General features: G+C 62.3%; 27 protein-coding genes and 1 pseudogene. 10 read left to right on the forward strand and 18 right to left on the reverse strand.

The annotated features are described in order from the left end of the window. The 4 genes from MOV63_RS26115 to MOV63_RS26130 all read right to left on the reverse strand — a co-directional run. Nucleotides 1–900 (reverse strand): CoA-binding protein (locus tag MOV63_RS26115; RefSeq protein ID WP_247038272.1); only part of this gene is annotated, 900 nt, incomplete at its 3' end. A gap of 12 nt (nucleotides 901–912) precedes the next feature. Continuing rightward, the gene (locus MOV63_RS26120; protein ID WP_046599283.1) at nucleotides 913–1,776 is read right to left on the reverse strand and encodes a p-hydroxycinnamoyl CoA hydratase/lyase; all 864 of its coding nucleotides are present in this window, start codon (nucleotides 1,774–1,776) and stop codon (nucleotides 913–915) included. A gap of 114 nt (nucleotides 1,777–1,890) precedes the next feature. Continuing rightward, a complete protein-coding gene (locus MOV63_RS26125; protein WP_247038274.1) occupies nucleotides 1,891–2,619 on the reverse strand; it encodes an SDR family oxidoreductase in 729 nt (242 codons plus the stop codon). A gap of 27 nt (nucleotides 2,620–2,646) precedes the next feature. Next, nucleotides 2,647–3,438, reverse strand: coding sequence for a LuxR C-terminal-related transcriptional regulator (locus tag MOV63_RS26130; protein WP_247038276.1), 792 nt, complete (start codon nucleotides 3,436–3,438; stop codon nucleotides 2,647–2,649). Nucleotides 3,439–3,562: 124 nt separating this feature from the next. Here MOV63_RS26130 and MOV63_RS26135 point away from each other — a divergent pair, with 124 nt between their 5' ends. Then, the gene (locus MOV63_RS26135; protein ID WP_247038278.1) at nucleotides 3,563–4,096 is read left to right on the forward strand and encodes a VOC family protein; all 534 of its coding nucleotides are present in this window, start codon (nucleotides 3,563–3,565) and stop codon (nucleotides 4,094–4,096) included. Nucleotides 4,097–4,468: 372 nt separating this feature from the next. Here the strand turns inward: MOV63_RS26135 and MOV63_RS26140 are convergent, their stop codons facing one another. Continuing rightward, nucleotides 4,469–5,647 carry an alpha/beta hydrolase gene (locus tag MOV63_RS26140; RefSeq protein WP_247038279.1) on the reverse strand — a complete coding sequence of 393 codons (1,179 nt, stop codon included), beginning with the start codon at nucleotides 5,645–5,647 and terminating at the stop codon, nucleotides 4,469–4,471. Nucleotides 5,648–5,727: 80 nt separating this feature from the next. After that, complete coding sequence (locus MOV63_RS26145; protein ID WP_247038281.1) at nucleotides 5,728–6,948, reverse strand: FAD-dependent monooxygenase; 1,221 nt, start codon at nucleotides 6,946–6,948, stop codon at nucleotides 5,728–5,730. 465 nt (nucleotides 6,949–7,413) lie between these two features. Between MOV63_RS26145 and MOV63_RS26150 the strand changes: the two genes are divergently transcribed. The 5 genes from MOV63_RS26150 (at nucleotide 7,414) to MOV63_RS26170 (ending at nucleotide 12,501) form a co-directional block, all read left to right on the forward strand. After that, a complete protein-coding gene (locus MOV63_RS26150) occupies nucleotides 7,414–7,860 on the forward strand; it encodes a tripartite tricarboxylate transporter TctB family protein (protein WP_051900268.1) in 447 nt (148 codons plus the stop codon). A gap of 3 nt (nucleotides 7,861–7,863) precedes the next feature. Then, nucleotides 7,864–9,369: a tripartite tricarboxylate transporter permease gene (locus tag MOV63_RS26155; RefSeq protein ID WP_040123946.1), complete on the forward strand. Its 1,506-nt coding sequence runs from the start codon at nucleotides 7,864–7,866 to the stop codon at nucleotides 9,367–9,369. Nucleotides 9,370–9,403: 34 nt separating this feature from the next. After that, nucleotides 9,404–10,387: a tripartite tricarboxylate transporter substrate binding protein gene (locus MOV63_RS26160; RefSeq protein WP_247038283.1), complete on the forward strand. Its 984-nt coding sequence runs from the start codon at nucleotides 9,404–9,406 to the stop codon at nucleotides 10,385–10,387. Nucleotides 10,388–10,459: 72 nt separating this feature from the next. Next, complete coding sequence (locus MOV63_RS26165) at nucleotides 10,460–11,434, forward strand: tripartite tricarboxylate transporter substrate binding protein (protein ID WP_247038286.1); 975 nt, start codon at nucleotides 10,460–10,462, stop codon at nucleotides 11,432–11,434. A gap of 83 nt (nucleotides 11,435–11,517) precedes the next feature. Beyond that, on the forward strand, nucleotides 11,518–12,501 hold the full coding sequence (locus tag MOV63_RS26170; RefSeq protein WP_247038288.1) for a tripartite tricarboxylate transporter substrate binding protein: 984 nt from the start codon (nucleotides 11,518–11,520) through the stop codon (nucleotides 12,499–12,501). 107 nt (nucleotides 12,502–12,608) lie between these two features. Here MOV63_RS26170 and MOV63_RS26175 read toward each other — a convergent pair whose 3' ends face one another. The 6 genes from MOV63_RS26175 to MOV63_RS26200 all read right to left on the reverse strand — a co-directional run bounded on the left by MOV63_RS26175 (nucleotide 12,609) and on the right by MOV63_RS26200 (nucleotide 18,326). Next, complete coding sequence (locus MOV63_RS26175; protein ID WP_247038289.1) at nucleotides 12,609–13,421, reverse strand: class II aldolase/adducin family protein; 813 nt, start codon at nucleotides 13,419–13,421, stop codon at nucleotides 12,609–12,611. A gap of 40 nt (nucleotides 13,422–13,461) precedes the next feature. After that, on the reverse strand, nucleotides 13,462–14,415 hold the full coding sequence (locus MOV63_RS26180) for a 2-hydroxyacid dehydrogenase (protein ID WP_247038291.1): 954 nt from the start codon (nucleotides 14,413–14,415) through the stop codon (nucleotides 13,462–13,464). A 129-nt stretch (nucleotides 14,416–14,544) separates the two neighbouring features. Further along, nucleotides 14,545–16,143, reverse strand: coding sequence for a thiamine pyrophosphate-dependent enzyme (locus MOV63_RS26185; protein WP_247038293.1), 1,599 nt, complete (start codon nucleotides 16,141–16,143; stop codon nucleotides 14,545–14,547). A gap of 210 nt (nucleotides 16,144–16,353) precedes the next feature. Then, nucleotides 16,354–17,583 (reverse strand): amidohydrolase family protein, encoded by a 1,230-nt coding sequence (locus MOV63_RS26190; RefSeq protein ID WP_247038295.1) that lies wholly within the window; start codon nucleotides 17,581–17,583, stop codon nucleotides 16,354–16,356. 37 nt (nucleotides 17,584–17,620) lie between these two features. Continuing rightward, nucleotides 17,621–17,974: a hypothetical protein gene (locus MOV63_RS26195; RefSeq protein WP_247038296.1), complete on the reverse strand. Its 354-nt coding sequence runs from the start codon at nucleotides 17,972–17,974 to the stop codon at nucleotides 17,621–17,623. Further along, nucleotides 17,961–18,326 (reverse strand): Rieske 2Fe-2S domain-containing protein, encoded by a 366-nt coding sequence (locus MOV63_RS26200; protein ID WP_046668926.1) that lies wholly within the window; start codon nucleotides 18,324–18,326, stop codon nucleotides 17,961–17,963. Before MOV63_RS26200 ends, MOV63_RS26195 begins: the two co-directional genes overlap by 14 nt. A gap of 94 nt (nucleotides 18,327–18,420) precedes the next feature. Between MOV63_RS26200 and MOV63_RS26205 the strand changes: the two genes are divergently transcribed. The 4 genes from MOV63_RS26205 to MOV63_RS26220 all read left to right on the forward strand — a co-directional run bounded on the left by MOV63_RS26205 (nucleotide 18,421) and on the right by MOV63_RS26220 (nucleotide 21,521). Beyond that, complete coding sequence (locus MOV63_RS26205) at nucleotides 18,421–19,227, forward strand: IclR family transcriptional regulator (RefSeq protein ID WP_247038298.1); 807 nt, start codon at nucleotides 18,421–18,423, stop codon at nucleotides 19,225–19,227. Nucleotides 19,228–19,312: 85 nt separating this feature from the next. Further along, complete coding sequence (locus tag MOV63_RS26210) at nucleotides 19,313–19,804, forward strand: MarR family winged helix-turn-helix transcriptional regulator (RefSeq protein WP_247038306.1); 492 nt, start codon at nucleotides 19,313–19,315, stop codon at nucleotides 19,802–19,804. 113 nt (nucleotides 19,805–19,917) lie between these two features. Continuing rightward, entirely contained in the window at nucleotides 19,918–20,259 is a 342-nt protein-coding gene (locus tag MOV63_RS26215) for a YciI family protein (protein ID WP_247038300.1), read from the forward strand. Between the two features lie 5 nt (nucleotides 20,260–20,264). After that, nucleotides 20,265–21,521 carry an RNA polymerase sigma factor gene (locus tag MOV63_RS26220; RefSeq protein WP_247038308.1) on the forward strand — a complete coding sequence of 419 codons (1,257 nt, stop codon included), beginning with the start codon at nucleotides 20,265–20,267 and terminating at the stop codon, nucleotides 21,519–21,521. A 39-nt stretch (nucleotides 21,522–21,560) separates the two neighbouring features. On the opposite strand, the gene MOV63_RS26225 is transcribed toward MOV63_RS26220, so the two are convergent. The 6 genes and pseudogenes from MOV63_RS26225 to MOV63_RS26250 form a co-directional block, all read right to left on the reverse strand. Then, the gene (locus tag MOV63_RS26225; RefSeq protein WP_040123958.1) at nucleotides 21,561–21,962 is read right to left on the reverse strand and encodes a response regulator; all 402 of its coding nucleotides are present in this window, start codon (nucleotides 21,960–21,962) and stop codon (nucleotides 21,561–21,563) included. A gap of 11 nt (nucleotides 21,963–21,973) precedes the next feature. Continuing rightward, complete coding sequence (locus tag MOV63_RS26230) at nucleotides 21,974–23,680, reverse strand: ATP-binding protein (protein WP_247038302.1); 1,707 nt, start codon at nucleotides 23,678–23,680, stop codon at nucleotides 21,974–21,976. Between the two features lie 176 nt (nucleotides 23,681–23,856). Then, nucleotides 23,857–24,372, reverse strand: a complete 516-nt coding sequence (locus MOV63_RS26235; protein WP_040123961.1) for an RES family NAD+ phosphorylase — start codon at nucleotides 24,370–24,372, stop codon at nucleotides 23,857–23,859. Continuing rightward, nucleotides 24,365–24,733, reverse strand: a complete 369-nt coding sequence (locus tag MOV63_RS26240) for an antitoxin Xre/MbcA/ParS toxin-binding domain-containing protein (RefSeq protein WP_040123962.1) — start codon at nucleotides 24,731–24,733, stop codon at nucleotides 24,365–24,367. Before MOV63_RS26240 ends, MOV63_RS26235 begins: the two co-directional genes overlap by 8 nt. Before the next feature lie 76 nt (nucleotides 24,734–24,809). Further along, a complete protein-coding gene (locus MOV63_RS26245) occupies nucleotides 24,810–25,454 on the reverse strand; it encodes an SMC-Scp complex subunit ScpB (RefSeq protein ID WP_247038304.1) in 645 nt (214 codons plus the stop codon). Between the two features lie 2 nt (nucleotides 25,455–25,456). After that, nucleotides 25,457–25,555, reverse strand: a pseudogene (locus MOV63_RS26250) (DUF1403 family protein); the annotation flags it as partial. Nucleotides 25,556–25,650 lie beyond the last annotated feature (95 nt).

The following is a 25,650-nucleotide window of genomic DNA, read 5'->3' on the forward strand; positions in this document are numbered from 1 at the left end:
CGTCTCGACCAGCGCGACGGCCTCGTTGCGCACGGCCGTCTGCATCAGCGCATGGTCGCCGGCAAGCGCGCCGGTATGCGATTGCGCCGCCTGTTTGCCGCGCTCGCTGGAGCCCGGATGCAGCATGACGATCGGCTTGCCGAGCTCGCGGGCGCGCCGCGCCACAGTGAGGAACTTTTGCGGGTTCTTGACCTGTTCGACATAGACCGCGACGGCGGCGTTGTCCTTGTCCTCGATCAGCCAGCCGACCAGGTCCTCGGCGGCGATCACCGCCTCGTTGCCGGTGGCGATGACGTAGGAGACCGCGATTTCGCGCGAATGCATGGCGAAGCGGATATTGGCCGCCGTCGCACCGCTCTGGGCGACGATGGCGACGCGCGAGCGCTCGCCGACGCCGCGCAGGTCGACCGGCTCGAAAGTCAGCGGAATGCCGTCGACATAGTTGGTATAGCCCATGCAGTTCGGTCCGAGCATCGCCATGCCTGCCTTGCGGCAGATCTCGGCAAGCTCGTCCTGCTGTCGGCGGCCTTCCTCGCCGGCTTCGGCGAAACCGGAAGAGTAGACGATGACGCCCGCCACATCCCGCTCGACGCAGGCAAGAACCGAGTCCTTGATCGCCACCTGGGGCACGATGAGGATTACCACGTCGACGCCCTTGGGCAGGTCGCCGATGGTCTTCACGCAGGGGCGGCCGTTGATCTCGTCGCGCGAACGGCTGACGAGATGCAGGTCGCCGGAATATTTGAAGAGTTCGAGATTGGCGAGCACGCCGCCGCCGATCGAGGCGGGATCCGGCGATGCGCCCACGATCGCGATCGATCGTGGGCGCAGCAGACGGTCAAGATCGAACGGCTTGGCCGGATCGAGCGTCTTGGGAGCGGTGGTCATCGTATCAGCCATGGGAGCCACTTCTTAGTCGCGACGGTAGGCACCGAGGCCCGGGCGGAAGGATTTCTCGTCCAGGAACTGACTCATGCCGGTATTGCGGCCGTTTTCCGGATCGCGCAGTTCCGTCTGATCGGACTTCGCCATCAGGTATTCGCCGGCCTGTTCCCAGGTGAGGTCGCGGGTGAAACGGCATGCGGTCTTGGCCTGGCGCAGCACGAAGGGGTTCTTGCCGATCAGCGTCATGGCGAGCTTGCGGGTCTCGGCCTTCAGTTCGTCCGGCGAAACGGCCTTGTTGACCAGCTTCATGTCGGCAGCCTGCTGGCCGGTGAAGGTTTCCCCGGTCATAATGTAATACATCGCGTCGCGGAAGCTCATCGTCTCCAGCACCGATTTGGTGACGATGCCGGCCGGGATGATGCCCCAGTTGATTTCAGAAAGGCCGAAGATGGCGTCTTCCGAGGCGATGGCCAGGTCGCAGCCGACCAGGAACTGGAAGGCACCGCCGAAACACCAGCCGTTGACCATGGAGATGGTCGGCTTCGGGAAATACATCATCCGGCGCCACTGCCATGCGGCGTTTGCCCGGAACAGGCGTTCGCGCTGGATCGGCGGCACCTTGTCGGTGGCGCGGAAATATTCCTTCAGGTCCATGCCGGCCGAGAAGGATTCGCCGGCGCCGGTGACGACCATCACCTTGCAGCGGTCGTCTTCTTCCAGCGCATCCATGATCGCGTTCATTTCCCAGACGATGCCCGGGTTGATGGCGTTGCGCTGCTTCGGACGGTTGAGCGTCACCCAGGCGATGCCCTCGTCGAAATCCACGGTAACATATTCGCCCCACTTGCCATTGTTCTGGCCGGCGGCGGCGGATTCGGTCTGGTTTTCCATAGCAAATTCTCCCTACTGGGGAAATGGATATCAGGGACCCGAATATGCGTCAAGCGGCTTTCAGTTTCGGGCCGGGCGAAAAGAAAGCCGTTTGACGTCGTGCTGAACCGATGCTTAACCGCGGCCGAGGAACGGCATTTCGACCGGCAGGATGATGCTCTCGTAAAGGTTCACGTCATCCGGCAGCGTCGCCATCAGCACGACGATCCGCGCCACATCCAGAGGCATCATGGTTGCCGGTCGGACCTTGTCGGTGACGCCGGGAACCAGCGAGCTGACCGTCGAGCCCGGATGCACCATGGAGACCGCAATGCCGTGCTCGCGGCCGTCGACGGCGAGCGAACGGGTGAGGCCTTCAAGCGCGAACTTGCTCGCCGTATAGGCGGCGGTATGGCCGCGCGGAACCTTGGAGGACAGGCTGCCCATGTTGATGATCCGGCCGCGCTTCTGTTCCTGCATGATGACGAAGGCGGCGCGGCTGCAATAGAAGACAGAGTGCAGATTTGCCCCGATCACCTCGTGCCAGCGCTCGTTGGTGAGCTTTTCGACCGGCGTATGGTCGGCGATGCCGGCATTGTTGATCAGGATGTCGAGCCGGCCGTATTTTTCCTTCACCGTGACGAACAGCTTTTCGACCTGCGCGTCATCGGTGACGTCGGTCGGCACGACGAACGCGCGGCCGCCTTCGGCCTCGATCTCGGCCGCCAGTTTTTCAAGCTTGTCGGCGCTGCGGGCGGCAAGCACGGTGACGGCGCCCTCAGCGGCAATCGCCTTGGCGATGCCCCAGCCGATGCCCGAGCTGGCGCCGGTGACGATGGCAATACGGTCCTTGATCGAAATCATCTGAAACTTCTCCCCTGATCAATACGCTTAAGCGCGCGAAATACCTTCATAAAGCGCTTCGAGCCCGCGCCGGTCGCTGACCCCGAGCTTGCGGTAGGCACGCTGACGGTAGGTGACGATACTCGAAAGCGCGAGCCCGACCTTTTCGGAAATTTCCCGATGTGTGCGGCCGAGCAGCAGGCCGGCGGAAACCTCCGCTTCACGGCCCGAAAGTGCAAACCCCGCCTGCAGCAGCCGCCCGGCGATCTCCTGCTGCGGCGGATGCAACGGCGCCGTCTGCGGCCTGCCTTGGAGCCGCACATGCTTGACGACCATGGCCATCAGCAGCGGCGCGGAGGCTTCCAGCCGTTCGACCGCGGAGAGCGGGAACGGGCCGCTTTCGCGGGTGCGATAGAGGCTGGCGAAGATCCGCGGCTCCTCCGAATGATAGATGGTCAGGCGTTCCAGCACATGGGCGCGCTCGTAACAGTCGCGGCGGTATTCGGGATCGCGGATCCCGTTCCAGGCCTGGCGCACCACCTGCACCTTGGCAAGGCCGGGGCCTCCGTTCAGCATCTGGCGGGTCACCCGGTCGCGTAGCCAGTAACGGCGGGCATAATCGAGCGAGGCGCGCTCGGCAAAGCCCGGAATGGTCGAGTGATAACCGCAGGCAAAGAGATAGGTGAGCGATCCGTCTTCCTCGGCCTGGAAGGCGGAACAGAAATCGGTGCCGGCGATGCCGCGCAGGGTCTCCAGCAATTTTTCGGGGAAGCCGGCCTCGCCGACCTCGTCCATGAGGTCAGCCATGACGTTCACGTTGTCTCCATCAAGCGCAGGCATTGACGCCTCCAGGGTTGAGAACAAATCTGTCGTGGGCATGTCCACCTGCAAGGTGGACATGGGAGGGTCGGCAAAGGCCTACCATCACGGCCAATGCAACAAGCCTGGATATGGAGGAACCACCATGGTTGACGCACCAAAGCTTCGCAAACTCTATCACTTTTCCTACCCCTGCCGCGATGGCGAGGAGACCCGCAAGTTCTACGAGGACCTGCTTGGCCTGCCGCTGGTCAACTGCATGACCGCCGACAAGGTGCCGTCGACGGGCGAAGAAAAGCCCTACGCGCATTTCTTCTTCGAAATGGGCGACGGCTCCTACATGGCCTTCTTCGACCTCGGCGAAAACATCATGCCGCTTCCCTCGCCGAACACGCCGGACTGGGTCCAGCACTTCGCCATGGAAGTCGATTCCGTCGAGGAGGTCCTGAAATTCAAGAAGCGGTTGCAGGATGCCGGCGTGAAGACCACCGACGTCATCGACCACGAGTTTATCAACTCGATCTACTTCTTCGACCCGAACGGCCTGCGCCTGGAAATCACCGCGCGCACGGAAGAGCCGGGCTATCTGGAACAGGCCGCTTCCGAAGCCCATGACGCGATGAAGGCATGGGTGAAGAAGAAGGCCGGGATGATCGCGGCGAAGTCGGCTGCGGTTTGAGGCCTTCACCCGTTTGATGACGGGACCGCTGATGGGACGCGAAGTCGCGCGGCTGGCCGATCTCCCCCCTTGAGGGGGAGATGCCCGGCAGGGCAGAGGGGGGTGTCGCCTAGGCACTTCAGCAACGTTTTCGCCTGCGGCACTGTCGCTACCCCCCTCTGTCACCTTCGGTGACATCTCCCCCTCAAGGGGGGAGATCAGAGGGAGCATGCGGTACCGCTCGTCATCCTTATCGGCGATTGCCTCGTTCCTCGAAGCGGACGAAACACGCACACCACCGTTCCAGCCTGGACGGTGGTGCTTCTCATTAAAGCGCACGGTCAAACCTCCCGATGATCCGGAGCCCGCTCCCGACAAGCTCCGGCTTGTCTTTCAAGCCAGCAACCCCTGCCGCCTGCTCCAGTCGATCACCCGGTCGATACAGGCTTTGAGAAGCTCCGGCTGGCCGAGGTAATAGTGGGTCGCATGGGGGATCGTCATGTATTCCTTGTTTTCGGTCGCGAGCGCCGCCCGGATCGTCGGATTGTGCGTCGCCGGAACCGCCTCGTCGGCATTGTTCTCGATCTGCAGCACCGGCGAGCGCTTGATCAGCGCCGCGTTCATCGGACCCTTGGCATTCGATAGGTCGTAGCTCCACTGCGAAAGCCAGGAGCGCAGCGTCGTGAAGCGGGCAAGCCCGACCGGGCCGACATTGACCGTGCGCGGATCGCCCATATAGCTCTTGCCGATCGGCCGGTCGTTCGGGTCGATGGTGCCGTCGAACCAGCGCACGTCGCACATGGTGCGGTGGACGATGAAGGCGCGCTCCTGTTCGAACGAGCCGCGGCGCTTCAGCTCCGCCAGCATGTCGAGCGCCCAATGGGTGATCTTGCGGTTGCGGGCGACTTGGGCGGCCCGGAACCGCTGGATGAATTCCGCCGAATAGGGTGGCTGGTGCGGGCAGTCCGGCGAATAGATGTCGAATTCCGGGTCGCGGAGATCCGGGTCGAGTTCGTCGAGAACCGACGGGTCGAGCCATTCGGTCAGCGTTTCGGCACGCGACAGGTGGGCGGCGATGAAGATCACGCCGTCGGCGGGCTTCAACCCCGCTTCGACGAGGTTGACCTCGTCGCCGGCCGGCGTGTGGGTGATCGTCGGGTTCTCGGCCTGTGCCTGGTAAAAGAGCGACAGTGAGCCGCCGCCCGACCAGCCGACCAGAACCACCTTCTCGTAACCGAGTTCGCCACGGACATGATCGAGCCACTTGCCGAGGTCGATCGCCACCTTTTCCATGATGAGAGCGGTGTCGTTCTTCGGATAACGGCTGGCGGCGCAAAGCACGTGCAGGCCGGCATCGGCCAGCGCCGTCGGCATCGGCAGGAGCTGCAGCGTCGAGGTTGGATGCATGAAGACATAGACCGTCTTCGACGGCGCGCCGGTGCCACGCAGAAGCTGGCCCTCGAGATTGACCCTGCCCGAATTGCCGGCAAAGCCGTAGGTCTCGGTATATTTCGCGGTCTCCGGAAAGGAGACGATCAGCGGGATTCGCTGCCATTCCGCCTTGGTGGTCATGATGTCCTACCCGTTATGCTTCGCCCGCTCGGCCGGTAACCCGGCGAACGGGCTTTCGAGATTAAATTGTGATCGCGGCCTCAGGCGGCCGCTTCTGGCGACCTGGTTCCCGCCACGACCGGCACCGAGGTGGCATCGTAGGTGAACAGCCATTCGTAGCGCTGCTTGACCTTGTCTTCCTGCCATTCGGCATTGACGTAATCCTCGGCGAGCTTCGGATCCTTCAGCGCAGCATTGTGGAAACGGCTGAGATTGCCTTCGGCGCCGCGGACGATCTTGCCGGTGCGCTCGACGCGGGCCGCCTCGTAACCGGCAAAAGCCGCTTCGTAATTGCCATTGTTCTCGGCAAGCGCGCGGGCGAGCACGAAACCGTCCTCGATCGCCATCACCGCGCCTTGCGCGAGGAAGGGCAATGTTGGATGGCACGCGTCTCCGAGCAGCGTCACGCGGCCGCGGGTCCAGTCGTCCATCGGCGGCCGCAGCATCAGGGCCCATTTATAGGGCACGTCGATTGCCTTGATCATCGTGTGGATGTCTTCGTGCCAGCCTTCATAGTCGGCAAGGCACTCTTCCACGGTGCCGGCGACCGACCAGGATTCGACCTGCCAGTCGGCGCGCTCGACGACCGAGACGTAATTCATCAGCTTGCCGCCGCGCAGCAGGTACTGGATGACGTGGCCACCGGGGCCGATCCAGTTGGTGCCGACCGGGCGCAGCATGCGTTCCGGCAGGCGCTCGACCGGGATGACGCCGCGCCAGGCGACGATGCCGGTGAATTTCGGGTCGTCGCGGCCAAACAGCGTCTCGCGGATCTTCGAATGCACGCCGTCGGCGCCGACCACGATGTCGGAGGTGGCGGTGGTGCCATCGGCAAAGGTGATCGTCGCGCCCTTGTCGTCCTGGGTGATCCCGACGCATTTCTTGGAGAGCTTGATCGCATCCGGCTTGATGCGGCGCACGCCGGCTGCCAGCGTCTGGTGTAGGTCGTTGCGATGGATGGTGATGTAAGGGAAGCCATAACGCTCGATCGACAGCGGGCCGAGGTCGAACAGTTTCCAGGTCTGCCCGGTGTTCCAGAGGCGAATCTCCTTGCCCTCCGCCTGCGCGGCGATCGACATGATGTCGTCCTCGAGCCCGAGCGAAAACAGGATTCGCGTGCCATTGGCGCTGATCTGAACGCCGGCGCCGACTTCTTTCAGCTCGACCGCCTGTTCGTACACATCGACGTCAAATCCTTGGCGGAGCAGCGACAATGCCGCCGTTAGACCACCAATTCCGCCTCCCACAACAGAAATCTTCATTTTGTATCCTTTGAAATGCTGGCGACCAATCTCTCCGGTGCGCCCGCGCCTGTCAACTATTTTTGATAAAGTATAATTGACTTTGTTAAAAACCAATTTCATATCTGCGACGCTGAAGCATGCGGGCAGGTCCTTGGAGGAAGATGCTCACATCTCAGAGTTTCAATACCCGGTTCAAAAACAGGAAAGAATGTCACCGATTACACCTGCGATATCTGGTTTCCTGATATTATTGCGATAAGATCGAAAACGCCGGATAGCTGTGGTATCTGGTGGACAGAGGACAGCGGAATTCGATTGACTGACAAGAGGAATACTCTTGTATATAGTCAAATCTAGTTGCCTATAGACGAATTCAAGGCGGCGAGGTCGAGGCGCGGTCCGAGGAGCATGCATAATGACGGTTTGGCCGACGCCCAAGGGTGGCCAGATCGCTTCAACAGTCAGGTTTTCAGGGAGGAAACCATGGTAATCAAAAGTCCGCAGGATTTCGGCGCGGGCATCTTGTTCATCCTTTTCGGCGCGATCGGCCTCTTTGTCGGCTCGGACCTCACCTTCGGTTCCGCCCGCAACATGGGTCCTGGTTATTTCCCGATGATCATCTGCGGCCTGATCGCCCTGATCGGCGTGATCGTCACGGTAAAGTCGCTGGCGATCGAAGGCCCGGCCATCGAACGCATCCAGTTCCGTCCGATCATCTTCATCCTGCTGGCGATTGCCGCCTTCGGCCTGCTGATCGCCCAGATCGGCGCGGTGATCTCCTCGATCCTGCTGATCATGTTCGCTGCCTATGCGCGTCGCGGCGTCAATCTCGTCGAGACCGTGATCTTCGCGGTCACGACCGCGGCATTGGTCGTCATCATCTTCGTCTATGGCCTCGGGCAGCCTATGCCCGTCTGGTGGGGCAGGTAAGCAATGGAAGTTTTTGAACACCTCGCAACCGGCTTCATGGCGGCGGGCTCGCTGGAAAATCTGATGTTCTGTCTGATCGGCACCGTTCTCGGCACGCTGATCGGCGTTCTCCCTGGCATCGGACCCATCCCCGCGCTCGCCATCCTGCTGCCGATCACCTTCGGCCTCGATCCGCTGTCGTCGCTGATCATGCTCGCCGGCATCTACTATGGTGCGCAGTACGGCGGCTCGACCACCTCGATCCTGGTCAACATGCCCGGCGAGGCGTCTTCGGTGGTGACCTGTATCGAAGGCCACCAGATGGCCCGCAAGGGCCGGGCCGGCGCAGCGCTGGCGATTGCCGCTCTTGGCTCGTTCTTCGCCGGTACAATCGGTACGGTCTTCATCGCCGCCTTCGGTCCGCCGCTCGCTTCGATCGCCCAGCAGTTCAACTCGCCGGACTATTTCGCGCTGATGCTGCTCGGCCTCGTCATGGCGATCGTGCTTGCCCATGGTTCCGTCCTCAAGGCGGTCGCCATGGTTCTGATGGGGCTGCTGCTCGGCCTCGTCGGCACCGATATCAACACCGGTCTCACCCGCTACACGTTCAGCCTGTCGGGTCTCTGGGAGGGTATCGACTTCCTGCCGCTGGTTCTCGGTCTCTTCGGCATCGTGGAAATCATCCGCAACCTTGAAAACCCGCCGCCGCCGCGCGAAACGATCAGCACCCGCATGCGCGATCTGTGGCCCAACAAGCAGGAATTCCGGGACTCTATTCCGGCGGCCCTGCGCGGCACCGGCCTCGGCTCGATCCTCGGCATCCTGCCGGGCGGGGGCGCGGTTCTCGCCTCCTTTGCCAGCTACACGCTGGAAAAGAAGATCTCCAAGAACCCCCGCAAGTTCGGTCACGGCGCCGTGGAAGGCGTCGCAGGTCCGGAATCGGCCAACAACGCCGCCGCCCAGACGTCGTTCATCCCGCTCCTGACGCTCGGCATTCCGTCGAACCCGATCATGGCGATCATGATGGGTGCGATGATCATCCAGGGCATCCAGCCGGGCGCTGCCGTCATGACGACCCGTCCCGACCTCTTCTGGGGCATGGTCGCCTCGATGTGGATCGGCAACCTGATGCTCGTCGTCATCAACCTGCCGATGATCGGCATCTGGGTGAAACTGCTGTCGGTTCCCTACCGGCTGCTCTACCCGGCAATCCTGCTGTTCTGCGCGATCGGCGTGTACTCGACCAGCACCGAACCGTTCATGATGGTTCTGATGATCGTCTTCACGGTGTTCGGTTACGTCCTTCACAAGCTCGGCTGCGAGCCGGCACCGATGGTGCTCGGTTTCATTCTCGGGCCGCTGATGGAGGAGAACCTCAGGCGTTCTCTGGTTATTTCGCGCGGCAACCCGTCGATCTTCATCGATCGACCGATTTCCGCGACGCTTCTGGTCGCGACGGTCCTGATGATCGGCCTGATCGTCTTGCCGCAGTTCCGAAAGACACGCGAGGAGGCGTTTCAGGAGGAATAACACACATTCCGCAGCAGTTTTGGAGGAGGAGCCAATGACTGAACGACATCTGAAACTGACAAGACGCACACTGCTTGCGGCGGCCACGATGGCCGCCGTTCTGCCGGGTGTCTCGTTCGCACAATCCACCTATCCCAATGCCACGATCACCTTCGTATGCGCCTTTCCGGCCGGCAGCGGCGCCGACGTTCTGGTCCGCTTCTTTTCCGAGAAGGTGGCGGCGGTCTCCAAGCAAACGGTGATCGTCGAAAACAAGCCGGGCGCCAACGGCAATATCGCCGCCGAATATGTCAGCCGCGCCAAACCCGACGGCTACACGGTCTACGTCCATTCCGGCACGTCGACCGCGGCCAACATGTCGCTGTTCAAGAAACCGTCGATCGACGTCACCCAGGCGTTGCGCGGCGTCCAGTTCATCAACAAGCAACCCTTCATGATCGCCGTCGCGGCCGACAGCCCGATCAAGGATATGAAGCAGCTTACCGAGCATCTGAAGGCCAAGGGCGGCGATGCCACCTACGGCTCGACGGCAACCTCGGGCAAGGTCCTCGCCGAAGTCTACCTGCAGCTCGCAGGGGTCTCGGCAACCGAAGTCGCCTACAAGACCGGCCCGGATTCCCTGAACGACATCACCAGCGGCCAGCTCGATTTCGCAGCGCTCGACCCGGTCTTCGCGCTCAGCCAGCAGCGCGAGGGGCGCTTGAGGCTGCTTGCGGTCGGTTCGCCGCAGCGCATGAAGTCGACGCCCGAGATTCCAGCCATCAAGGAATACGGCCTCAATGTCGACCAGCTTGGATGGTGGGGTGTATTCGTGCCGGCCAAGACCCCGGACGATATCGTCATGAAGCTGAATTCGCTGTTCCAGGAAGTGCTCGACAAGCCGGAAACGGAAGCCTTCCTGAACAAGTTCGGCGGAGACGTCTACAAAGGTACGCCGAAGGAGGTCGACGAGCTTCTTGTGAAGACCGTCGAGGAGTGGCGTGGCTATGTGGCGCTCGCGAAGATTCCGCAAAACTGAGGCTTGAACAACAGGCTTCACGGGAACCTTTTATGGGAATGACTGGGGCGTTCAAGGGAGGAACTTGTGCCGATGACCACTGAAATCTCACGCAGAAACCTGATGATGGCGACCACCGCCGCGGTGCTTGCACCCTTTGGCGCGTTCGCCCAGGGCGCTTATCCGAGCGGCCAGATCACATTCGTCTGCGCCTTCCCGGCCGGCTCCGGCGCGGACGTTCTGGTCCGTTTCTTTGCCGAGAAGTTCGCCAAGGTCTCCGGTCAGATGGTGATCGTGGAAAACAAGCCGGGAGCCGCCGGCAACATCGCCGCCATGTACACCGCCCGCGCCAAGCCGGACGGATATACGATCTACGTCCATTCCGGCACCTCGACGGCTGCCAACATGTCGTTGTTCAAGGCGCCGCCGGTCGATGTCGTCAAGGAACTGCAGACGACGTCCTTCATCAACAAGCAGGCCTTTATGTTCGTCGTGGCTTACGACAGCCCGATCAAGGACATGAAGGCGCTGACGGAATCCCTGAAGAAGAAGGGCAACAACGCCAGCTATGCGACGGCTGCGACCTCCGGCAAGGTGCTTGGCGAAATCTACAAGCAGAAAGCCGGCGTCGATCCGGTCGAGATCAGTTTCAAGGACGCCAAGGATTCACTCAACGACATGCTGAGCGGCTCCATCGACTACGGCGTCCACGATCCCGTCTTCGCCCTGTCGCAGGCCAACGAAAAGCGTATCCGGATCCTGGCGACCGGTTCGCCGATCCGGCTGAAGTCGCTGCCCGACATCCCGACCGCCAAGGAACAGGGCTACGATATCGACCAGCTCGGCTGGTGGGGTTCTTTCGTTCCGAAAGCCACGCCGAAACCTGTGGTCGACAAGATCAACGCGCTGTTCAACGAAATCCTGGCCCAGCCCGATACCGTCGCCTTCCTCGCGAAATTCGGCGGCGACGTCTATGTTGGCACCCCGGAAGAGGGCCAGGCACTGCTCGCCAAGACGGTCGAGGAGTGGAAAGCTTATGTCGCCCTTGCCAAGATTCCGCAGAATTAATCAACCGATTTGAAAGACCCTGTCGCCATAGTGCGGCAGGTTCTTTCGCAGGGACCCTTACGAACCGCCATAGGAGATGAAAAGTGACAAAATGGCTTAAGAAGATCGCGCAAGCCACCGCCGCCATGGCGATGCTGGCGGTCGCACAGATTGCAAACGTTACGCCCGCTCAGGCCGCTTATCCGGACCAGACGGTCACCTTCGTCTGCGCCTTCCCGGCAGGTTCCGGCGCCGACGTTCTCGTCCGCTATTTTGCGGACAAGGTGTCCAAGATCGCGGGCGCCACGATCATCGTCGAAAACAAGCCGGGCGCACTCAGCAACATCGCTGCTGAATACACCTCGCGCTCCAAGCCGGATGGCTACACGATCTTCGTTCATTCCGGCAACTCGATCGCCGGCAACATGTGGATCATGAAGAAGCCGCCGATCGATGTCGGCAAGGACCTGATGACGATCGCCACGATCAACAAGCAGGCCTTCATGATCGCCGTCGCCAAGGACGCGCCCTACAAGGACATGAAGGAACTGACCGCCGCCATGAAGGCAAAGGGCGACGGCGGCTCTTATGCCGTCAACGCCACGTCCGGCAAGGTCATGGCCGAAGTCTACAAGCAGAAGGCCGGCCTCGAGACCGTTTCGGTCCAGTACAAGACTGCTGCCGACTCGCTCAACGACATCACCAGCGGCGCAATGGACTTCGGTTCCTACGACCCGGTCTTCGCCCTCTCCCAGCAGCGCGAAGGCCGTTTTCGTCTTCTCGGCGTCGCCTCGCCGGAACGCATGAAAGGCGCTCCCAGCATCCCGACCCTGAAGGAACAGGGCTTTGACGTCGACCAGCTCGGCTGGTGGGGTGCCATGGTTGCCAAGGGCACGCCGGAAGACATCGTCACCAAGATCAATGGCTGGTTCAACACCGTTCTGCAGCAGCCGGAAACCCAGAAGTTCCTGGCCGACCAGGGCGGCGATCCCTACATCTCCACCCCGGCCGAAGCCCAGGCTCTGATGATCAAGACGATCGCGGAGTGGAAGGACTACGTGGCGATCGCCCAGATCCCGCAGCAGTAAGCCTTGCTGAAGCAGATAAAAAAGCCGGTGGAAACGCCGGCTTTTTTCGTTGCGGAGAATAGGAAGGAAAGCCCGCCAGTTCCTGTGGCAAGCGGGCCTTTCGGACGTCAATCGCGATAGCTCGGATCGATCCTGTCCAGCTTTCGCAGCATCGCCGGCCATTCCTTGAGCCCTGGCTTGGCCGGCGACATCTCGTACATGTGGGCGGTCAGTTCGGCGATCTTTTCTTCGGGAATGGTAAGGCCCTGCGGCTGGGCGGCCATGGCGGCAAGCTGGGCGCGAGCGGCCTTTTCCAGCCAGAAGGTCCAGACGAACGCCTCGCCGACGCTTTCGCCCGAGGTCAGCGTGCCGTGGTTCTTGAGGATCATGTTCTTGTGGACCCCAAGATCGTGGATCAGCCGCTCCTGCTCTTCCATGTTGAGGGCCAGGCCCTCGTAGCCGTGGTAGCCGATGCGGTTGTAGAAGAACATCGAATGCTGGGAGAGCGGCAGCAGGCCGCAATCGAGCATGGAAAGCGCCATGCCTGCTTCAGTGTGCAAATGCATGACGCAGTTGAGCTCGTGGCGCGCCTTGTGCACGGCGTGGTGGATGACGAAACCGGCGCCGTTCACCGGATAGTCCGACTTGCCGATGATCTTCGCCTCGTGGTCGATCTTGACGAGGTTGCTCGCCTTGATCTCGTCGAAGGCCATCCCGAACGGATTGATCAGGAAGTGGTTTTCCGTGCCCGGCACACGGGCCGAGATATGCGTGTAGATGAGGTCGTCCCAGCCGTAGAGTGCCGCGAGACGATAGGCAGCGGCGAGATCAACGCGCACTGCCCATTCCTCGTCGGTGACCGAGGCCCGGTCGAATTCGGTGATGACCTCGCCGGACTGGTCCTGTCCTGCCAGCCCGATGACGTGACGTTGAAATGCCATGTGACGTCCTCCCCAGAGTTCAAAAGCTAGAGTTCAAAAGCTAGAGTTCAAAAGCCCAGATTGCGATCGGAACCACCGGCGTCGGCAACGGCGTTCCCTTGAAAAACGCTTGGACATTCTCGACCAGCAAAAGGGCCATGGCGAGGCGGGTTTCCGCGGTGGCGCTGCCCTGATGTGGCGTCATGATGACATTCGGCATCCACAGCAGCTTTTCCGAGACCCTCGGCTCGTTGGCGAACACGTCCAGCGCCGCAAAGCCGAGCTTGCCGGTTCTGAGCGCCTCCACCAGCGCCGCCTCGTCGACGATCGAACCGCGCGAGACGTTGACCAGCGTGCCCTGGGGTCCGAGCGCCTCCAGCACTTCGCGGTTGACGATCTTCCTGGTGTCCTCGCCGCCGCGGCTGGCGACGACGAGAAAATCGCTCTCCGTCGCCATCGCGACGAGGTCCGGCATGTAGGTATAGGGGACAGGTTTCTGCCGTGGACCATGATACGAAACCCGCATGCGGAAAGCGGCGGCGCGTTCTGCAATCGCCGCGCCGATATTGCCGAGCCCGACGATGCCGATCGCCTTGTTCTTGAGCGACCGGCCGAGCGGGACCTTTGCCGCGATCGTCGTCCACCGGCCGTCGCGGATATATTGGGTCTGGGGCACGATATCGCGGGCCGAGGCCAGCATCAGCGCCATGGCGAGGTCGGCGACATCCTCGGTCAGCAGGCCCGGCGTATTGGAAATGCCGATGCCGCGTGCCTTGACGGTCGGCATATGGATGGAGTCGATGCCGATACCGTAACAGGCGACCAGCTTCAGGTCGGGGAATTTTGCCAGTACTTCCGCATTGGCGCCAACGCCGGGATCGGTGACCAGCACCTGCACGCCCGGCATCTCATCCCCGGCTGCGACCTCCGCGACCGACATTTGCCGCCCGCCCATCCCTTCGAGCGTCGAGACCACCGAAGCCGGCAGGACCGCTGTCAGCACAACGATACGCATGGTTTTCTGATCTGATGACACGGAAACGAAGCCCTCCCCGGCTCGAATTCTGATGTCCGACTTTATACGGCTCCCTGCCATGACGATAGGCATTTTCGTCGATGTCGAACGGAATTCGTCATCGACGGATCAGCCATGAATGAATTTCCAGGGGCTGACTTCGTTTTCGATCGACAGCGGCACTTCGATCAGCCACGGGCCGCCGCGGGCGATCGCGGTCTCGATTGCGGTGCGGAGATCCTCCGGGGCACTCACCCGGGCAAAATCCACATGGAAGGCGGCGGCGAGCTTGCCGAAATCCGGGTTCTTCAGTTCCGAGCCGATCAGTCGTCCCCCGAAAGCTTCGCTCTGGTCGCGCTTCACGTTGCCGAAGGCGGAATTGTTGAAGACGACGGTGATGACGTCGATGCCGTATTGGGCGGCGGTCGCCAGCTCCTGGACGGCGAACATGAAGCCACCATCGCCGGCGATCGACGCCACCGGCACGTCCGGCCGGGCAACCTTGACGCCAAGCGCGGTCGGAAAGCCGAAGCCGAGCGTGCCCTGGAAGCCGGTCGAGATGAAGGTGCGGGGTTCGTAGACCGGATAGCAGTACCAGGAGGCGAAACCGGACTGGCAGACCTCTTCGACGAGAATGCCGTCGTCCGGAAGGGCTGCGCGGATCGCTTGCAGATATTCGTAATGCGGCAAGATTTCCCGGATGTCCTGCGCCGTTTCCACGCGCGCCTTTCTGATCGCTTCCTGCCAGTCGTCGGAAGGCGTCCGCGGCTTGATCTCGCCGAGCAGCGCTGCGAGCGAAGTCTTCGCCCGACCAAGCACGCCGAGGGCCTCCGGCGTGCGGATCAGTTCCTCCGCGTCGATTTCCAGCCGCACCACCGGCACTTCGGCTCTCGGCTTCCAACGCCAACTCGGCACCTCGAGCCGGGTGCCGATGCCGATGACGCAATCGACCACCGGCCAGAGCTTTCGCGCTTCGGCAATGGTGAGGCCGAGTTCGTGGCGGTTGGAGACCACGCCGCGCCCGGAGCGAAAGCCGACTACCGGCGCATGCAGCATTTCCGCAAGCCGCAGCACCTCCTCACGGGCCTCGAATGCGCCGGGGCCGACGAAGATCATCGGCCGCTCCGCCCTGCCGATCACAGCAGCCGCCTCGCCGACTGCCACGTCGGCTACCGGATCCGGATGATTTTCGAGCGGCCGGGCGATCTCGAATTCACCCTCCGCCACGAACTGTTCCCAGGGCATTTCCACCGTCGCCGGGCCCGGTTTGAGCGAGCGCATCTCGCGAAACGCGTGGGCGATAGCGGTGGAAACGTCCGCTGCCTTGTCGGCGCGTTCGGCGGACTTGGCGATGCCGGCAAGCACGGCGCGCTGGTCGCGCATCTCGTGCAGATGGCCGCGACCCTTGCCGAGAAACGCGGTCGGAACCTGCCCGGTCAGGCACAGAACCGGCTCGTTGCAGCCCCAGGCGGTGAGCAGCGCAGCGCCCGTGTTGAGCACCCCCGGCCCCGGCACGACGGAATAGACGCCGGGATTGCCCGAGGCGCGTGCGTAACCGAAGGCCATATAGGCGCAGGTCTGCTCGTGCCGCGGCGTGATCACCCGCATGCCGTCACGCTGAAAGGCATCGAACAGGCCATAGAGCTGGGCGCCCGGTATGCCGAAGACTGTGTCCACATGGTGAGCGCGCAGCGATGCGACGATGGAATCGCCTCCGGTGATGGTCATGTGAGAGATTCCCTGTGAATGAAAATGTTGATCATGGCAGCGGCGAGCTGAAGCGTCGCGTGGAGCCCCTCCCCCTTGTGTGGAGGGGTTGGGGAGGGGACTTGCTTCGCATCAAAACCCTCCCGCCTGCCGGCCACCCTCCCCACAAGGGGGAGGGTTTGGATGCGGCACTGTCCCGCATCCTCATCGGCGGTCACTTGGTTCCCCGTCTCACAAAGTCTTCCTTACCGTCGGGTCCAGATTGAATAACTTCGCCGCATTCAGCCCCAGGATATTCCGTTTCGCCTGTTCGCTCAGGAACGGCAGGTCGTAGATCTCCTGCGGCAGGTCGAAATCGAAATGTGGCCAGTCCGATGCAAACAGGAGCTGGCTCTCGGCGTTGATCATCTCCAGCGTCAATTGCAGCGCCTTCATGTTCACCGTTTCCATCGGCTGGGTCGTGTACCAGCAGTTTTCACGCATGTATTCGCTCGGCAGCTTTTTCAGCTGCGGCGCTTCCGAAGGTCGCATCAGGTACTGGTCGTCGAGCCGTTGCATCAGAAAGGGGATCCAGGCGAGCCCGCTTTCCACCCAGATGCTCTTCAGCTTCGGAAAGCGCTCCGGAATGCCATTCAAGATCCAGTTGGTCATATGGACCATATTGCACCAGACGAAGCCGAGCGCGTGCATGCCGAGGAAGCGGTTGATGGTCGCAAGCGACTGGTCCTGCCAGTGATAGGCGGCATGGAAGGCGATCGGCAGGTTGCGTTCCTCGAGCATCGCATAGATGCGCATGTAGTCGTTATGGTGCACCGCCTTGTGGCGGACGGACGGAACGCAGAAGCCGATGACGCCTGGCTGGCCCGAAAATTCCTCGATGGTGCGTTCGGCTTCCTTGGGTACGTTGAACGGCAGGTAGGCGAGCGTCTTCAGCCGGTCGTCCTTGGAGAGCACCTTGTCGATCAGCCAGCGGTTATAGGCGCGGCCGAGATAGACTTCCATTTCCGGCTGCGGATGCAGCCCGAGCGTCAGCATCGGCGTCGGGAACAGCACCATGTAGTCGACGCCGAGTGCACTCATCGCCCGGCGCGACAGCGTCACGTCGCGATGAACCCCGTCATCGACCTTTTCGCGGATGCCGGCCTGGTGCGGAATGCGGCCGCCGACGTCCTGGTATTTGAGGCCCATGTCGCCGTTCAAGCCGTAGGAGGCGGTGCCCATCTTCTCGTCGTGGAAGAGCATCGCCTGATGGCGGATGACCGGGTCCTCGATATATTGCACCAGTTCATGCCAGGAGATCGTCTCGGTGTGGTGGGCATCCACATCGCAGATCAGCCAGTCCTCGAAACCACGCTTCTTAGCGGCCCGGTTGGCATGCGCAAGGATGTCGCGCGTATCGGTGAAGACGTCGATCTGCTGCACCGGCAATTCGCGGGCGCGATCCTTGTTGGAAATATCCATGTTCGCTCTCCTCAGGCGAAAGAGTGGATTTTATGCCTCAAAGTTCATCCGGCCGGCGCCGGTACCAGAGCGCCAATTCCATCGGCCCGAGATGCAGGGCGCGCAGGATTTCCGACACGGCAGACAACGCTTCGGTGGCGGTCACCGTCTCGTCGCGGGAGCCGGTCAGTGGCCGGAACGTGCGTTCTTCGCCGTCGCTTTTCGCGACATAAAGCCGGATCGCCGCAGTCATCATCCGCGCCACCGCCTCGTCGGAGACGCGCGATGCTTCGCCGTTTTCCAGCAGTTCGGCCGTCGCCTTCTCGATTTCGGCGGTGGCGTCCTCGATCCAGCCATAGGGGTCGTTGCGCCCAAGGGAATTGCTGCGAAAAGTAGGTTCAGAGGACGACATAGACCTGCCCCTCCCGGATCGCCAGTTCGGCACGGTGCAGGCGGTATTTAGCCGGCCCGGCATTGCGGCCGGTTTCCAGGTTGAATTCCCAGCCGTGCCACGGACAGGCGACGTGCATGTTCTCTTCATTGTATTGGAGCGTCCGCACCTCCTGCCTTTCATCGACTGGCTCGATGACTTGAGGATAGATGCGGCCCTGACAGATTGGCCCCTGCCGGTGCGGGCACATGTTGTGCCAGGCATGCAGCGCACCCTTCACCCGAAAAATGCCGATCTCCCGCTCCCCGCAGGCGACGACCTTGCGGCCGCCATCGGCGATCTCATCCTCCGAACAAACCAGATATTCCGCCAAGGTCTCCTCCTTATCCTTCGCGACGATTTCAATATTCTTGAAATCGTTCAGCTATATTGTATAAAGATGAAAGAAGACGTCAAGCGGAGAGGTCATGGACGCGTCGGGAAATCAGAAAGCGACGGGCAAGGACCCGGAGATCAAGGGCGCCGGCATCCAGTCGCTCGAAAAGGGCCTGAAGGTGCTGACGGCGATCCAGCATGCCGGCCGGGCCATGCGGCTGAACGACATCGCCGCTGCTGCCGGCATGACGCCGAGCATGGCGCATGGTTATCTGGTCAGCCTGGTGCGCACCGGTTTCGTCGCGCAGGACCGGCTGTCCGGCCTTTACGATCTCGGCGATGCCGCGCTGCAGCTCGGGCTTGCCTCGCTTTCCCGCACCGATTTCCTCAGCCTTGCGCGCGCGGCGATTTCGCAGCTTGCCGCCGAGCTCGGCGAGACGGTGACGCTGGCGGTCTGGAACGGCGACGCGCCTGTCGTGGTCGACAAGATCGAGGGCCGCTCCGACAGCGTCTACGAGATCAAGGTCGGTTCGCTGGTCCGCCTGTGGCCGACGGCGACCGGCCGGGTCTTCATGGCCAACCTGCCGAATGCCGAATGGGAACATCACCTGCGCGCCATGATGCGCCAGGGCGGCGAAGCGGAGGGCTCGATCGCCCGTTTCATAACCGATCTCGCAACGGTGCGCAGCCAAGGGTATGCCGCGACGCTGCCGTCCACGGTTCCGGATTTTTCGGCGGTCGCCGCCCCCGTCTTCGATCACCGCTCGCATCTGAAAGCGGTTGTCACCGTGCTCGGTCGACAGGATGGCTTCGATATCGCGCCCTCTGCCCTGCCGCTGACCGCCACGTTGCGTGCCGCCAGATCCCTGTCGCTGCGGCTCGGCGCTTCAGTAAGTTGAGGGTTTTGTGCAACGCGACTTGTGCCGTTGCACTTTCTCCGCTACCCCGCTCATATAACCGTTTAAAGAAGGTCACCGCATCGTGATGGCTGAAGACGTCAGGCCCGAAGAAGCAAGCACCGGCGATTGGGTGATGCAGCAGCCCCGGGCGATCTACTTCCTGAACCAGGCAAATCATGCCGTCCGCAGCCGGTTGGAAGTGGCGCTGTCGGCGCTGCAGATGACCGGCATTCAATATACGGTGCTGAGCGTCATCGGCAGCCGCGAAGGGCTGTCCTCAGCCGAACTTTCGCGTCGCTTCTTCGTGACGCCGCAGACGATGAACGAGCTGATCGGCGGCCTGCAGCGCCGCAATCTCATCACCCGCAAGGAAGACCCCGCCAACCGTCGCATCCTGCGCATGAGCCTGACGACCGAGGGCAAGCGGATGATCAAGGCGTGCGACGCGGCAGCCGATGCCGTCGAGCGGGACGTCTTTTCCTTCCTGCCGCAGGAAAGCTACCAGCAGCTCCGCGAGCTTTGTCGGCTGGTCGCCCGCAATCTTCGCGAGCGCGACGACATCCCCAAGGGTGACTGACAAAATGCGCGGCCGGCGATAGATTTTTCGCAGGCCGTGTCGAACGGGCTTATTCTCGAACGACATTGGTGTAGCAGGCCGATGACGGGCTGCGGCACACACGGAGAAAAGCCATGAAATACATGCTGATGATCTATCGCGACGAAGCATTGTTCGCTGCCGACGCCAAGAGCGGCGCCCATTCCGCCCCCTATATCGCTTATGCCGAAGCGCTGAAGAAATCCGGCGCGCTTGTCGGCGGCGATCGGCTGCAGGTTTCCGAGGCCGCAAGCACGGTGCGGGTCGCCGGCAACAGGACCGAGGTGCTGGATGGGCCCTATGCCGACACCAAGGAACAGCTGGGCGGCTTTTACATCATCGACGTGCCGGATCTCGACGCTGCGCTCGAATGGGCAGCGAAATGCCCGGGAGCGATCAACGGCGCGATCGAAGTGCGCCCGATGTGGGTGATGTGACGCCGATGGCCGGCGGCGGCGAGGTTTTGGGCGGGGTTTCCGGCGAGGCCGAGCGCGTCGCCCGCCAGTCCTACGGCCGGCTCGTCGCCTTCCTCGCCGCCCGCACCCGCGATCTGGCGGGTGCGGAGGATGCGCTGTCGGAAGCCTTCGCTTCGGCGCTTTCCGATTGGCCTCATGCAGGCATTCCGAAAAATCCCGAGGCCTGGCTGCTGACGGTTGCCCGCCGAAGGCAGCTCGATGCGATGAGGCGCGGGGGGACGCGTGCCGCTGCTACGGAGCATCTGAAACTGCTGTCCGACGAGCTTTCCGATCAGCAGCAGGCGGATATCCCGGACGAGCGGCTGCGGCTGATGTTCGCCTGCGCCCATCCGGCGATCGACGCCCGGATGCGTGGGCCGCTGATCCTGCAGACCATTCTCGGCTTCGACGCGGCGACGATCGCCAGCACCTTCCTGGTCCCGCCGGCCACCATGGGGCAGCGGCTGGTCCGTGCCAAAACCAAGATCCGCGACGCCGGTATCGCCTTCCGCCTGCCCGAACGCGCCGACATGAGCGAACGGCTGGATGCGGTTCTGGAGGCGATCTATGCGGCCTTCACCGAAGGCTGGATCGACCCGGCCGCCGCCCCGTCCCGTCGCCGCGGATTGGCGGAGGAGGCGATCTGGCTCGGTCGGCTGGTGGCCGTGATGCTGCCCGACGAGCCGGAAGCGCTCGGCCTGCTGGCACTGATGCTGCATCTTGAAGCCCGGCGCGGCGCGCGGCGGACCGAGGCCGGCGATTATGTGGCGCTCGCCGAACAGGACCCGACCGCCTGGGACAGGACGCTGATCGACGAGGCCGAAGACATCCTGCTCACCGCCAGTCACCGCGGAAGGATAGGCCGCTATCAATTGGAGGCCGCCGTGCAATCGGCCCATGCAATCCGCCGTTTCGGCCGTCAGCCCGATTGGGGGATCCTCGAAACGCTTTACGACCATCTGGGGGCGTTGACCGGCTCGCCGGTCGTTGCCGTCAACCGCGCCGTGGTGATCGCCAGCGGCCGGAGCGTGGAGGAAGGGCTTGCGGCGCTCGATGCGGTCAACGGCGACCAGCGCCTTGCCGACTACCAGCCCTATTGGGCCGCGCGCGCCGACCTGCTCTCCCGCTGCGGCCGAACACAAGAAGCCGATGCCGCCTATGCGCGCGCCATCGGCCTCGAAACGGATCCGGCGATCCGGCGGTTCCTGGCAGGTCGCCGGTCGGGACTCGCAGTTACGTCCTGAGCTGCGGCTGCAGAGGAACTCCTCCGCCTTGCCTTGAGATCAAAGTGCCCGACCGACCGCCCGGTCGTTTTCGAGGCGGGCGATGCAGCCGGCGAGCTTGGCCAGCAGAAGGTCGAAATCGATCGGCTTGGTCAGATAGTCCGCCGCCCCTGCCCGCAGTCCGGTCAACACATTGTCCTTGTCGGTCAGGGCCGAAAGCAAGATGAAGGGGATGTTGAAAAGCTCGGCGTGGTTCATCTGGATTTCTGCCAGGAGCTGGTGACCGTCCATGACGGGCATCGAAATGTCGCAGATGACGATATCCGGCCAATAGGACAGGATGGCCTCCAGCCCCTCCTGCCCATTGGCGGCCTCCAGAGTTGCAAACCCGGCGTCCGTCAGTTCCTCAACGATGAGCTGACGGATATCCGCTTCGTCGTCGATGCATAGTACGGTAATCATCCTGCTATTCCCTAAGCTGCACGTTTGATGAGATTTGCGAGCGGTCCCTTGTTCGGGAGCGCCACCGTGAATGTTGTTCCCCGGCCGAGTACGCTCTCGACCGAAATCGAACCGCCATGCAGGTCGACGATCTGCTTGACGAGGTTGAGCCCGATGCCGGTGCCGGCGATCCCGGTCGCGCTGCGGGCCCGGTAATAGGGCTGAAAAAGCTTCGGCAGGTCCTCGGCATCCATGCCGATGCCGGCATCCTGGATCGATACATAGGACATGCCGTTCTTCGTCGAGGTCCGGATATGGATGTCCGGCGCGTGGGGGGCATATTTGACGGCATTCGAAAGAAGGTTGGTGAAGACCTGTTCGATCGTGGTGCGATCGGCAAGGATCGTCTGCGGCAGATGCGAAAGGTCCCGGTGAATCCTGTGGGATTTGCGAACGTCCATCTGTCGGGCGCAGCAGGATTCGATGATTTCCGCCAGCGAGAGGCGTTCCGGCTTCAGCGTCGTCTTGCCGGTCTCCAGCCGGCCCGCCGACAGGATGCTCTCCATCAGGTCGACCATGCGCAGCACGGCGGCGCGGATCTGGGCCGACTTCTCTTCCACATATTCGGGCTTCTGGGTTGTTTTCGTGCGCGACAGGCGCTGTGCCGCGGCATCGATGATGGCGAGCGGCGTGCGGAACTCATGGGAAGCCATGGTGACGAACTGACGCTGCAGGGCGTTCACATGGCGCTCCTGCGCCAGGAGCCTGTCGAGTTCCTCCCGCTGGCGCTCGATCTCCGCCGTCCGGAGCCTGACGCTCTCTTCGAGCTGGTCACGGTGGCGCATCAGCGCCAGACGGCTTTCGGACAGGTCGAGGGTTGTCTTGCGCAGCCCCCGGCCCAGGAAGATCACCACGCCCATGGCCACGACGATACAGGCAATGCCGACCGGAGCGATCTGCTCGATAAGCATCAGGCCCGGCCGGATGGGCTGCCAAGCCATATATCCCAGCATCGAGCCATCAGTGGCGATGACTGGAATGGCTGCAGTCGTTTCGGCCGCGTCGGTGGTAAAATGCAGCGTCTCGATCCGCGCGTAACGAGCGATTTTTTCGACCGCGCTGGCATCCAGGAATCTCACGGCAACCGTGATGAATTCCTTGCCGGGGTCGAGCGAGATCTCGTCGCTGCTCGGGACGATCGGCCTTGCGCTGACGACAGCGGGCCGGCTGGCGATCGAGAGGATCTTTTCCGCGAAAATTTCGGCAAGCACCGGGGGATTGGAATCGCCGGGTGCGGTCCGTTTGTGGAGCATCGCCCGGATGTCTTCCCGCAAGGCCGCCGCGACCTTTTCATCGCCGAGAAAGGTCAGGGCCGCAATATCCTCGCCGTCCCGCATCGCAAAGACCAACTCGTCCCGCTCGTTGAACACGTAAGTGCGGTCATGGCTGAAATATTTGTGCATCCACATACCGATATTCTCGGCAATCCATGGGTGATCGTCCTTGGCGACAAGCAGGACCGCGTCATTCCAGACGGTGACGCTTTCCAGTTCATGCTGTACGGCTTTTACCTGCTCGTCGAGGCCCTGTTCGACGTAGCCCTTCTGCCGGGTCAAGGAGAAATCGTCCACCTTGACCGAGGCAAGCCACATGAACCCGGCGAGAAGCAGCGCTGTCAGGGCCGTCAGCAATGTCAGCACGATCGTGACGTGCGATGTGATACGGATGTTCTGCTGCATGGGCACCGCTTTCTCTCGGCCCATCATGCATCCAAAACATTACATTCCGCTAAATTTTAAATGCCAAGGTTGAACGGAGTATTTTCCATACAGCTGTGGGTGTGGCGTCAGGCGGCGATGGTCGTCCCGGTGGTCGAACCGACACTACGGGAAAGAAACGACCTCCCTTTCCCCGACTACAACCAGGAAGCCGGGTTTTTCGGCAACCGCCCGTCGGGGTCGGTGACCGTGAGTTTCGGCTGGTCCTTGCCGTTCCAGCGCCAGAGGGCGACGCAGGTTCCGCCCGGCGACATGAATGACGGATAGATGACGCCGTCCCGGCCATCATCGAGCAACCTCTCTGCGAGGAGATGCGTTGCCGGTATCCGGCCGGCATCGAGATCGGCTCGCCATTCGCAGCGGTGGATGGTCTCGTCGACACCGAGACCGGACAGAACCTCGGGACTGGTCAGATCGGCGAGCCGCGCGCCGTCGAGCCGAAGCTGGGCGATCAGGGCCGGGTGCTGGACGAAACCCTGATTATACTCCGCCCAGGCTGTGGAAAGCTCGCGCGCGGCATAGATGGTCGCTGCGCCGACCGGGTTCCAACGACCGCCAAAACGGGCAGCGCCGTCGCCGGAAAGCGGCGCATGCGCCCAGCGCGGCACATAGGCACGCCAGAGGATGCCTGATTCCGGGGCCAATTCAGGCATAGACGCCGGAGCGCACCGCCTCCAGATAGGCGAGCACCTTGTCGGCCTTGCCTTCGCCGACGAGGTCGTAAGCCGTCTTGCCGGCCCAACCCGGGATAGGCTGGTGCTTGAACCATATCGCCGCGCGGTTCTCGTCGCCGGCCATCTCGCTCGCCATCGCCAGGATGCGCACGACCGGGGAGAGCGCCAGATCGACCTTGCGGGCGCCGCTTTTCGCCGTCAGGGTGTTGCGGGCGACACCGATCAGTTTCGCAAGCTCCGCCTGGGTCAATCCGAGCAGATCGGACACCCGCCGCGCTGATAAAAGCGCGGATTGCTGTTCACGGAAAGCGGCGGCGCCAATTTCAAAAGCATGAGCCATGAGAACAGTCCTGATCCAGTTTTGATCATCTATTGCTCAATATGAGCTCAATTCCCGCGCATTTCAAGCACTGCCGCTAATCGTCGTCTTCTTCCAGTTCCGGCTCGACGAAATCGTCGACCGGCAGCTTGCGGGTCAGCAACCCGGCATCCTCCAGCATTTCCGTATCCGGCAGGTCGCGCAGTGTGTCGAAACCGAAGGCGGTGAGGAAGGCCGGCGTGGTGATATAGGTATAGGGCGCTCCGGGCGTCGGGCTGCGCGGGCCGGAAGCGAGGAAGCCGAGCTGCCGGAGCGTCGCGATGGTATCGCGGCTCACCTCGCGGCCGAAAATCTTCGAGATCTCGGCGCGCGTCACCGGCTGGAAATAACCGATCGTCATCAGCACCAAGGCCTGGTGATCGGTCAGATCCGCGGGCGGTGCGTTGGCGGCGCCGGAAGCATGGATGACATCGGCAAATTCCGGCCGGGTACGATGCTGCCAGCCGCCGGCGACCGCGACGAGTTCATAAGGCCGGCCGTCGAGTGACTCGCGGATCTCCTCGATGATCGCTTCGATATCGCAGTCCTCTCCGACGACCCGCTCCAACGCTTTCCGGGTGACGGGCTCGGAAGAGGCAAAGATCACCGCCTCCACCCGCGCCGCCCATTGGCGATGCCGCTCCTCCTGCGTCAGGTGGAGAAGCTCCTTGTCGATGACGATTTGCCGCGCGCGCTTCGCCATGCTCAGAGTCCGTAGATGCGGAAGGTGGGGCGGCCGGAAAGCTCGCGCACCGCTTCCAGCTGCTGCAGCCGTTCGAACAGCCGGCGCGATGCGTGCCGTGATGGTTGATCATGTGGCCGATGCCGGATTAGCGGAGGCTATTGCGACGGCGGCTGTTGCCGCGCCAGTCATGTCAGCTGCACCATCGGCACCTATT

It is taken from the genome of Neorhizobium sp. SHOUNA12A, from assembly GCF_023006505.1.
GTDB lineage: Bacteria > Pseudomonadota > Alphaproteobacteria > Rhizobiales > Rhizobiaceae > Neorhizobium.